Below are 10,853 nucleotides of genomic sequence, written 5' to 3'. Positions count from 1 at the left end.
CCCGGGCCCGGCGGTCTTGGGGTCCCACGCGGTCGGGGGCCGGGGGGGGGTGGTCCGCACACCCCCCCCCCCGCGCGGCGCGACGCGGCTCAGCCGCCGACCGTCCGAATGCGCCCCAGGGTTCGGGTGTGGGTCCTCACGGTGCCGGGGTCGCCGGGCATGTGGCGTCGGCGGCCGGCAGACGCCCGGTGAGCAGGTACTGGCTGCCGTGACGGTCCATGCAGGTGTTGCCGTCGAACAGGTACTGGCCGTGGTTGCCGCCGCCCGCGACGACGAGGCGGGAACCGGCCAGCGCCTGGTGCATGCGCCGTGCGCCCTGGACCGGAGTCGCGGGGTCGTCCTTCGCCTGGCGCAGCAGGACCGGCGGCACCTGCACCGAGCCGATCTTCACGGGCCGGGCCGTCGGCGCTTTCCAGAACGCGCAGGGCGCGCTGTACCAGGTGTTCAGCCAGGCGAACAGCGGAGCCTTGGGGGCCGACGCCGTCGTGTCCCGGTGCCAGGCCGACCAGTCGCGGGGCCACGCGTCGTCCACGCAGTTGTAGGCGAGTTGGGCCGGGTTGACGCCGCCGAAGGCGAGCTGGTCGGTGGCGTCGAGCAGTGCGCTCGCATCCCCGCGCCGGTATGCGGAGACGTCCTGGGCCACGTCTGCCCAGGTCAGATCCGTGTACATGGCGGAGGCAAGCAGATCGTCCAGCTCGGCGCTGCCCGCTCTGCCGCCGGCAGGGTGAGCGTCCAGCTTCTTGCGGACGGCGTCCCACGCGGCCGACACCTCCACTCCGCTGGCGCCCAGGTGATACGTCCCGTCCTTCCTGGCGACCCACGCGAAGAACTGGTCCGCCCGGTGCTGGAGCGCCAGGTTCTGGTCGAACTGCGAGGCGTAGGTGGTAACGCTCGGATCGACGACGCTGTCGAGGATCATGCGGCCGGTGTGCGACGGGAACAGCGTCGCGTACGTGGCGCCGAGCCTCGTCCCGTACGAATAGCCGAGGTAGTCCAGCTTGTCGCGGTGGAAAGCGGTACGGATCCGGTCCATGTCGCGGGCGGCGTTCTCAGTGGTGATGTACGGCAACAGCGCCTTGGCGTTCGCGTCGCACTGCTCGGCGACCTTGCGGGCCACGGTGCGCCGCGCCTGCTCCTGCGCATCGGTCGCGGGCGTGTACGGCGCGGCGGGATGCTTGATCAGTTTCTTCGTGTCCCCACAGGAGACCGGGGTGCTTGCACCGACGCCGCGCGGGTCGAAGCTGACCACGTTGTACTTCGCGCCGACGTCGCCGGGCATCGAGCTCCACACCAGCTTGGCCGTGCCGATACCCGACTCGCCCGGCCCGCCCGGGTTGACCACGAGGGTGCGCGGGGCGTTCAGATCGCCGGCGATCGACAGGGTGAGCTTGATCTGCCGGCCGTCCGGCCTGCCGTGGTCGAGGGGCACCTTGATGGTGGAGCAGTACGTACCGCGGGGCGCGTCGGAGCCCGCGGGGCAGGTGGACCAGTGGAGGGCGGCGGGCCCGGTGACCGCGACGGCCGGCGCCGCGCCGGCCGTCTGCGACCCGGCGAACGCAACGAGCCCGAAAGCGGCAGCCACGGCCATACCACGTCGTATGAGGGGAGAGATCCGTCTGGGCAAGTGTCCCTGCTTTCCGGTCAGTTTCGCTGCAGCCGGAAAGCAAGACGAGACAGAGAGCCAAAGGGTTTCTTCCGCACAGCGTTGTTCCTGAACAGGCCTTCTCCGGTCGACCACTTCGGTGCATCGCCGGGGCCGCCCGTCCTTGCAGACGCGGGTCGCGAAGGCGCCAAGCAGCAGGCGTTCGGGGCCGGTTGGCGGCACCTCGGGGTGCCCGGCCACACGCGTCTCGAACGAGTTCCAGGGCCTGCATGTGCTTGCCGCTTACGGCGCGCAGCAGCTGCGGCTGCTCACCTTCCACCTCGAGCAGACCGGCCAATGCTGAACGAGCCCTCCCAGCCATTCCCTGCAAATACATGGCCTCTACTTGTGCAGCAAGAAGCTTTGACGTCGCCCGGGTGCCCGCTCTTGGAATAAGCCCTGTAGCGCCCGAACCAGGAACCCACGGGACGACGTTTTCCTGAGGCGTTACGTATTGGCAGGATGATCCGCTCGCATCGCAGAGCAGTTGAGGATCGGGCTCCCCAAAGATCTGATTGAAAACGAATTTCAGCGCGCGCAAAGCTGGATCATTCGCATTGCCTTTGTAGGGGCCGGGCGTCGGCGTCGGCCCTGGGCTCGGGCTCGGGCTCGGGTCATCGCCACCGGTGGCTGCCGTGTTCCCTGAACTACTCGTGTGCGACGTGCCGGTCACCGTCGGCGCGGCCCTGGTTGAGGTTTTTGTGCAGGCCGTTGAGGCTGCCGGTGTAGCCGAGTTCCTTGATCTCGTGGAAGAGATGGAGGACGGGGACGCCCGGCTCGTTGGTCCGGCGACGATGCAGGTATTCGCGGTAGGGGTCGACAAGAGTGGGCCGGTAGGCCGGTGCGATGCGCAGACCGGTGGGCTCGGGCATGCGGGCGTAGCGTTTGACGGTGTTCAACGCAAGGCCGAGGCGGCGGGAGCAGTCCAGCAGGCCGACGCCCTGGCCGAGCAGCGCGTGGATCTTGTTCCAGCGTTCACGGGTGGTCTGTTCGCGGATGCCGCCGGGCAGCGGCGGGTTGAGGGCGGCGGCCCAGCAGGCGTCGTGGGCGCGGACCTCGAGCTGGACCTTGTCGCACAGGTTGCGCCACAGGTGCCAGCGGTCGCTGACCTGCACCGCATGGGGCAGGGCACGGCGGATAGCCTCGGCATAGGTGGCCGAGCCGTCCCGGCATACGACCTCGATGCCGGGATGTTTGCGCAGCCAGGCTTCCAACGGATCGGCGTCTCGGCCGGGCAGGACCTCGATGCGCCGGCCGGTGACAGCATCGGTAATGATCGTGGCGTAGCGGTGACGGCGCCGCAGCGCGAAATCGTCCACGCCGATCACCCGCGAGACCGGTGCCTCGGGCACCGGCAGACGCCACAGCCACCTCAGCACGGTACTGCGGGAGACCGGCATGGCCAGCAGGTTGGCCAGACGGGCGCCCGCCCGGCCGCATAACTCCCGTGCCACCGCGGCTATGTGCCCGGCCAGCCGCACCGTCCTGCGCTGATGACGTTCCAGCAGCCCGGGAACCTGCTCACGGAAGGTCTGCCGCGCACAGCCCAGCACCGGACAGACCAGCCGCCGCACCCGCAGCCGAACGACGACCTGCCGGCCGTCGACCGGCACGTCCGCTACCGTCCGGCCGTGATACCCGTGCACCTTCGTCGTCGGCATCCCGCACACCGGACACGGCACCGCGACATCCCGGGTACAGGCCGTGACCACGACCGCGTCCCCGGCGTCCGTAACCCCCTCGACCACCACCCCTGACAGCCCGGAAAACACCGTCGCGACAAGCGAGTTGACATCCATCACAAGATCATGATCACCGATGGCTACCCACCGTCACCACCGACTACGGGCCAGACCCGTTGATTGGACAGACCCGGTGACCGCGTTGCTGTGACCGCGTCCTCCAGCGGTGTCCCGAAGGAAATACACAGACGCCTCGATGCTGCAGTGCGCACCGCGCCGCGCCGTCGGCGACCGCACCGGCCAGCCCCATCCCTTGTCTGCGCGGAGGGTGACGGTCCTGCCAACCGCATGCCGAACCGTCAACCAACTTCGCGCGTTACGCTGAATCTGTCGCTTCCACTCGAACCAACCCCATCGGTTCAAGGAGTGGAATCAGTTTGTCCAGATACCAGCCGAAGTCACAGAAACGAGAGCCCGGCAGCACCTTTGGATTGATGCCAATAACGCACGAAACCGTTTCACGCCCAGGATGGAACAAGAAGTCACCGCCACTATCGGAATCCGGGAAATAGAGCGTGATTCCCACAGTCCGCTCTTTCCATCGCTCAGCACTCACGACCGAAATGAAGCTTGCCAACTCAGAATCTCTCCCCTTCCTCCAGTCGAACATCCCGTCTTCATCGACCAGGTACGACACCTCACCATCGAACGACGCACGCATTTCCGCCCCCATCAGACGGCGGATAACTGCGGCAACATCGAAAGACTCACCGAAGGTGAAGTCGATATCGATAGACCTGCTCACTACAGTCCAGTTTCCTTTCTTGATCCGATTACCTAGGGATTACTTCCCACGGAATTCCCTTTTTAGCGAGCCACTTGGTGATCGGCGCAGGGATGGGATTTTCGGAAATCACCCGGTAGGGTATTCCGCGATCGGCGGCGATGCCCGCCTTCTGCCCTTCGGTTGAGTAAAATTTACTCAACCTCTTGGGGTCCTTCAGTGTATCTTCAAAGAACCTTCCCGATTTCGCCTCGTACCACGTCCCCTTCCCAGTTACAGGATCTATGTAGGCGCCATCGAACTGCCGACCCTTTTCAGAGAAACCGTCGCCACCACCCAGCTTTTCCTGGAGGGATGCTTCGTAGCTGTCCCCGGATTCCTGGGCTGCTCTTCCACCACTACTAGCCTGCCCGTCCGCCTCACGGAAAGCCCTGCCGAGCTTGTCCGAACCGGAGTTAAACCATCCGGTTCCGACGTATGTCATTCCGGCGCCCGATGCCATAGACGGGGCACCCGCACCACACAAAACCCCTACGCCACATTCGACGACTCCGGAGGCAAAGAGCCCCGTGCCCAAGACGTCAGTGAACGCGCCGCCCACCGTTTGGGCGAGTCCAGTCCAGAAGTCGCTGTTCTGAACCACACTGTTCAGGTAGTTGCCGAGGTAACTGTTGCTGTCGCTGGGGCCCTTGACCGGGGCGCCGCAGTCTTGTGGAAGCCCGGTTCGGGCGCAGCGATTGCTGGCGCCTGAGTCTGAGCTGACATTTCCGGAGCTGCTCGTGGGCGCTGTGCCGGTCTGGTTGTAGTGGATTTTGCCGCAGCTGCCGTGGTGGCAGCTGCCGGCGTTGGGGTTGCCGGGATCGATGGGGCCGTCCGTGATGACGTTCCCCGAGCCGTCGCCCTTGGGTGTGCCGACGCCACAGACATCGGCGAAGCACAGGCCGGTCGGGTCGGACTGGGTGACCGGTGTGTTGCCGGCGTAGCTGTAGCCGTTGAGCGACTGGTGCTGGTCCAGGCTCAGGATCGGGTCGACGCTGATGAACTGCCCGATGGTGGGGTCGTATTCGCGAGCTCCCACGTGCGTCAGGCCGGTCGTGCCGTCGGCAGGCTTGCCGAGGAACGCCTTGTCGTCGGGCCAGGACGTCGGCTTCGTGCCGCGCGGGGCTCCGAAAGGTGTGCTGTAGCGCTTGGTGATCGCGTATGTGCTCGCGTCGAGGGCGATGCTGGACGTGCCGTGCTGGTCGGCGGTCAGAAGGCTGAGCTTCGAGCCCGATACTCCGGACGTCGCCGTGCGGACAGCGATGGTCTGGCCGTTCGCCGTGTAGGAGCGCGTGGCGGAGGCGGTCTTCGTGGTGCCCTTGGTGGTGAGGTGGAGTTCTGTGCCGGCGCCGAGGTAGAGGACGGTTTCGCCGTCTCCCTTGGCGCGGCGGATCAGCAGGTCGCCGCCCGCGTCGTAGAGGTAGCTGGTCTCCTTGGTGCCTTCGGTGAGCTTGGACAGGTCGCCCTCGGTGTTCCAGGCCAGGGTCTGCTGGGCCGTGGGGCCGGGGCGGGAGGTGGTGTTGCCGGTGCTGTCGTAGGAGTAGGTGGCCGTGCGGGAGCCCGTGGTCTTGTCCAGCGTGTGCGGCTTGTTGTCGGTGGGGTCGTCGTAGGTGTACGACGTTGCCTTGTCGCCCGAGGCGGTGTGCTGCGTCTCCGTCTTGCGCTGGCCGGCGCCGGTGTAGGTGTACGACGTCCAGTACGGTGCCGCCCCGTCGAGGTTGGCCACCGTCCGGCCGGAGGCCGAGCAGTCCGCCGTCTTCGGGGTCCAGGCCTCGCTCAGGCGGCGGTCGCCGTCGTAGGCGAAGCACTGGTAGTCGGCCTTGGCCGTGCCACCTTGCGTGGTGGCGTCGAAGATGGAGGTGACGTTGCCGGCGTCGTCCTGGGTGAACTTCAGCTCCTGCGGCATGTAACCGTGCACGTCGTCGGTGACGTAGGAGCGGGTGAGGCGGCGGGTGCCCTCCTCGTAGTCCCAGTTGAGGTACGCCTTCTTCGCCGAGGACGCACCGTCCATGCCCAGCGTGAGCTGGCGCAGGTCACCCTGCGGCGAGAAGGCGGCACCCTGCAGGTAGCCGGTGGTGCCCTTCGCGGTGAGCTGCCCCCCGAGGGCGTTGTAGGTGTAAGAGACTGCCTCCGCGGCCAGACCGCCCACGGCTGGGGCGGAGTACTGGCTGATCGAGCCGTCGAGGTTGTAGCCGGTGGAGAACGACAGCTTGTTCGCCACGTACTTGTCGGATACCAGGGGTTCCGAGTCCGGCAGGATCAGCTGGTTGGCGGTCGCGTGGTACATCGCGTCGAAGGCCGTGACCTTCTCGGTGTAGGCCTTGCCGCTCACGCCGCCGTCGTATCGGGTGGCGGTGTCCTGCTGTCCCTTGGCGACCTGGTCGTAGCCCCAGGTGGCGAGTTTGTCGGTGTCGGTCTTGTCGGCCTGCCACATGTCCGTCTTGCGGCCGAGGTCGTCGTAGGCGTAGATGAGCTTCTTCGACTGGTCGTCGTTCGGGGTGGTGCTGATGGCCTGGTCGAGGCTGTTGTACTCGGTGGTGGTCTTGCCCTTGTCGGGGTCGGTCGTCGTGACCTGGCGGCTGAAGAGGTCGTAGGTGTACGACCACTTCGTCTGGTCGGGGCCGGTGATCGTCTTCTGCTGGCCGGCGGGGGTGTAGGTGTAGTCGGTCGTGGTGAAGTCGGTGCCGGTCGGCTTCGGGCCGGCGTACTCCCGGCGCTGGGTGGTCTGGCCGAGCGCGTTGGTGACCACTGCGGTCGCCTGGCCGCCGGCCGGGGCGCTGGTGGCGACGGTGTCACCTGTGTAGGTCGTGTCGGTCGTCCAGCGCGTGACGCCGTGGACCTTCGTCACGGCCTTCGTCGCCCGGCCTGCCCCGTCGTACGTGGTGTCCGTCTGGGTGGGCGCCTGGCCCCCGTCGATCTCCGCGGCCTGGGAACTGGGCGGTGAGGTGCTGTCCCAGATGTCGGACTGCTGACTGACCGCGAGACCTCGCGCGTCGTAGAGCGTCAGGGAGATCAGCCGGCCGCCCTGTGGGGTCGGTGACTGAGTCTGGCGCGTGCGCAGCAGGGAGTCGTAGAACTCGTAGGTGGTGTTGTAGCCGGATCCGTCGTTCTTGAGGGTTCCGGTGGACACCCAGGGCATGCCCGAGCCGGTGACGTGGTAGTCGTAGACGTAGTTCGGGGTCTTGCCCAGCACCTTGGAGCGGTTGGGCAGCCAGAGTTTGGTGATGCGGCCGAGGCTGTCGTACTCGCTCTCGGTGACCTTGTTGTTCGGGTCGGTGGCCTTCAGGGTCGCGCCGGTCGCGAAGTCCAGCGCCGCGGTGGTCTTGTACTTCCTGGCGTCCTCGACGGCCGTTGAGGTCAGCGGGCCCGAGCTCTCGGGTCCGTATGTGGTCGACGAGACCGCCAGGTTGTTGGTGTCGGTGATGACCTTGGGCCGCCCGAGGGTGTCGTAGGTCGTCCCGGACACCTTCTGCCAGGTGGGGGCGTCGTCGCTGCCGTACCCCTTGGCGCGGCCCGTCCAGGAGGCGTCGCCCTTGGTGGGCTTCTGCGACGCCGACCAGGTGGTGGCGGTGCTGTCGTCGTAGACGGTGGCGGTGTCGGAGACGACATCACCCGCGCGCTTGGAGTCGGCGGGCAGGTCGAGCGCCGAGTCCGCGGTCGCGCACGACTTCGCGACGGTACGGGTGCGGGACACCAGCGAGTTGATGCCCTTGTCGTCGTTGCGGGCGTACCAGGTGCGGGTGCACTTCTCGTCGTCCTTGACCGAGTCGTCGCCCTCGTCCTCGACGGTCTCGGCCATGCCGTAGTCGTCGTAGGCGGTCTTCACCGTGTGCACGCGGTCGTACGGTGTGATCTTGCTGGTGATGTTGGTGCGGGTGTGGGTGGCGGCGGTGCGCACGTAGTACGCCTCGGTGTCCGCGTACGACTTGTGCTGAGTCGCCGTCTTCTTCGACCACGGGTCGTTGACCGTACCGCTGACTTCCGAGTCGCCGTCGTAGGTCACCGACTCGCGGGTGAAGCCCGCGTACTGCTCGGAGTCGGTGATCTCGCCGGCCTTGATGCCGGAGACCGTGACGGTCTTGCGCTTGTCGGGGTCCGGGGTCTTGCCGTCCGGGCCGAGGACGCGGTCACCGTTCATGCCGCGCAGGTAGACCGTGGTCTCCTTGCTCTGCGTGCCGGTGGAGATGCCGGTGAGGTGGGTGACCTGCTGGTAGCCGCGCCAGATGGACCAGGTGCGCTCCTTGGCGGGAGTCAGCGGGTCCTCGTCGTAGTGCCAGGCACCACCGCCCGTGTACTGGTAGCTGTGCTGTACGGCTTCCGAGCCGCCCTGGGGGTCGGTGGTGGACACCGAGCTGACCGGGTACTTCTGGAACCAGTCGAGCTTCGGGTCCTTCTCGCCGTTGGGTGACCAGTACACCGGGTAGCAGCGCCTGGTGTTCTCGTCCACCTTGGGCTTGCTGCCGCCCGCGGTGCAGTCCGCCTCCTTGTAGGAGACGATCGTCTGCGCTCCCGTCTCGGACGTGACGGTCTTCAGGCGGGGCTTGTTCAGCGGCAGGATGTCGTCGGCCGTGCCGTCGACACGGTTGGGCAGCATCACGTGGTCGAACTTGACCGGGTCCAGCGAGAGGTCGGTGCCGCGCTTGCCGGTGTGCCTGATCTCGTCGAGCCAGAGGGACTGGTCGGTGGAGTCACCGGTGTCGCCGGGGTCGAGGTAGAGCTGTTTGAGGGACCAGACGTCCACCGGCTCGAAGGCGGGGGTGGAAGCAGCCGCGTTCCAGGCGTAGGTGGTGATCGCCGTCAGCCGCTTGCGGGTGAAGAACGACGGGCCGACGTTGCCGGTGCACTTGTCGCCGTCCTTGCAGATCGAGTCGAAGGGCACGTCCGGCCAGTTGTCCCGGGTGTCCTTGGTCAGCGAGTCACAGCCGCTGCCCGAGGCCAGGCAGCGCTCGTCGTAGGAGAGGACCACCTTGTCGGAGGCGGCCGGGGAACCGGAGAAGAGGGCGCCGGCGCGCTGGCCGTAACGGATCTCCTTCAGGTAGCCACCGCGGACGTAGTCGGTGCCGGTGTTGTCGTTGCCGAGCATGTCGTAGTTGTTGTGCTCGGCCGTGTACCAGTACGACTCGGCGTTGCCGTGGGTGTCCTCGACGTAGTCGAGGTTCCAGCGCCAGGCCTGCGTCCTGTGCCGGCCGGAGAAGGAGTCACCGCTGCTGTAGCCGGGTTCGCCCTCGTCGTCACCGAAGACGGGCACCGTCCACACCGACTGGGTGCGGTCGTCCGAGCCGGCCCCGTCGAGCTTGTTCAGGCCGAACACGTACTTGGTGCCGTCGCCGGTGACGACCGTCCAGTACTCGCCGTCGTCGTCACCGTTGTCGGCACCGGTGGAGTGGGTGACGGTGGAGGCGTCGTCGTCCTTCAGCCGCCACTTGCCCGTGGTGTCGTCCTTGACCAGTTCGGTGGACTTGCCGTTCAGGACGAGTGAGGCGTTGTCGTACTTCCAGCACAGGTCGTACTTGCCGTCCTGGCCGTCGTCGTCGCAGGAGCCGTACTTGCGCTCGATGTAGGAGGAGGTCAGGTCGAAGCCCGTGCCGACCTGGCTGCCCTGGTTGTTGGAGTTGGCGGTCTGTCCGTCGACAGCCCCGGAGTCGTACGAGATCGACAAGCCCGGCTGAGGGCCCGCCGCGGCCGGAGGCACACGCAGCGGGTAGGACCAGGTGAAGGAGCCGGACGAGCCGCCCGCCTCCCACGTCGAGGACGCGGACAGGGGCGTCGCCTTGTAGTCACCGGCACCGGACTTGGTGCCCGCCGCGACGGCCAGCAACATCGGCCGGGCACCGGAGGAAAAGGCCACGGGCGCCGAGAGGCTGTCCTTCTCACGGTCGTTCACCGTGTCCAGGGCCAACCGCCTGTGGCACTTCGCGGCGGCTGGATCCTTGAGAGCACAGTCCGCCAGGCGCGTCACCTGAAGGCGGCCCGCCCAGTCACCGCCGTAGGCGGAGGCGAAGGCCGAGTAGTCGACGCCCAGCCGTGCCCTGCCGCCGGCCTGCGGGCCGGTGAGTTTGAGGACCACTCCCTTGACGCCCAGCTCGGCGGTCGCCTTCTGGTCGAGGACGTCGACCGTGACGGACTTCGCCTGCTTGCCCTTGCCGGGTGCGGTGACGGTGACCGGCAGGGAACCGGGAGCCGCTTTGGCCGTGCCCTTGGCGGGGACGGTCAGCGACGCCTTGCCGGCCTTCGGCCAGGCAGTCCTGCGCTGTTGGTCGTGGCGGGCCCGTGCGGCCGCAGCCAGGTCGGCCTCGTCGGCCCTCTTCACCTCCGCCGCCGCCTTCCTGTTCACCTTGGCGGTGAAGGGGCTGACCTTGGTGGCGTGCGGGGCTTCGAGGTGGGGACGTCCCAGGGGGTCGGTGTCCGCGGCGAAGGCGACGGGGGTGAGCAGGCCCGGCAGGAGAGCCAGGCCCGTGGTCACCGCGATACGACGGGACCAGCGTGTTCTGTCTCTGCCCCTGCGGCCTGATGACGGCCTGGGTATGCCAAAGGAATTCATGGCGGTTCTTCCTACGCGGCGTCCGGCTGTGTCAGGCGGGACGCGTGCCGTTGAGGAGGATGAAAGGAAATGGGGTGGGGTATTCAGGCGCCCGGGTGGGGGGGGGGGGCCCCGCACAGCGGGGGGGCCCCGCCCCCCCCGGGCGGGGGGCCCCCCCGGGCCCCC

General features: G+C 67.3%; 3 protein-coding genes and 1 pseudogene. All 4 read right to left on the bottom strand.

Going from position 1 to position 10,853, the window contains the following annotated elements:
* Positions 1–136 precede the first annotated feature (136 nt).
* Positions 137–1,582, bottom strand: a complete 1,446-nt coding sequence (locus tag ACFW2E_RS13190; RefSeq protein ID WP_384465733.1) for an alpha/beta hydrolase — start codon at positions 1,580–1,582, stop codon at positions 137–139.
* Between the two features lie 719 nt (positions 1,583–2,301).
* Positions 2,302–3,414, bottom strand: a pseudogene (locus tag ACFW2E_RS13185) (ISL3 family transposase); the annotation flags it as partial.
* 286 nt (positions 3,415–3,700) lie between these two features.
* Positions 3,701–4,129, bottom strand: coding sequence for a hypothetical protein (locus tag ACFW2E_RS13180; RefSeq protein WP_384465731.1), 429 nt, complete (start codon positions 4,127–4,129; stop codon positions 3,701–3,703).
* Positions 4,130–4,157: 28 nt separating this feature from the next.
* A complete protein-coding gene (locus ACFW2E_RS13175; RefSeq protein WP_384465729.1) occupies positions 4,158–10,688 on the bottom strand; it encodes an RHS repeat domain-containing protein in 6,531 nt (2,176 codons plus the stop codon).
* Positions 10,689–10,853 lie beyond the last annotated feature (165 nt).

The organism is Streptomyces sp. NPDC058964 (genome assembly GCF_042741275.1).
In the GTDB taxonomy this organism is placed as follows: domain Bacteria; phylum Actinomycetota; class Actinomycetes; order Streptomycetales; family Streptomycetaceae; genus Streptomyces.
This window is presented reverse-complemented; position numbering and strand designations above follow the sequence as displayed.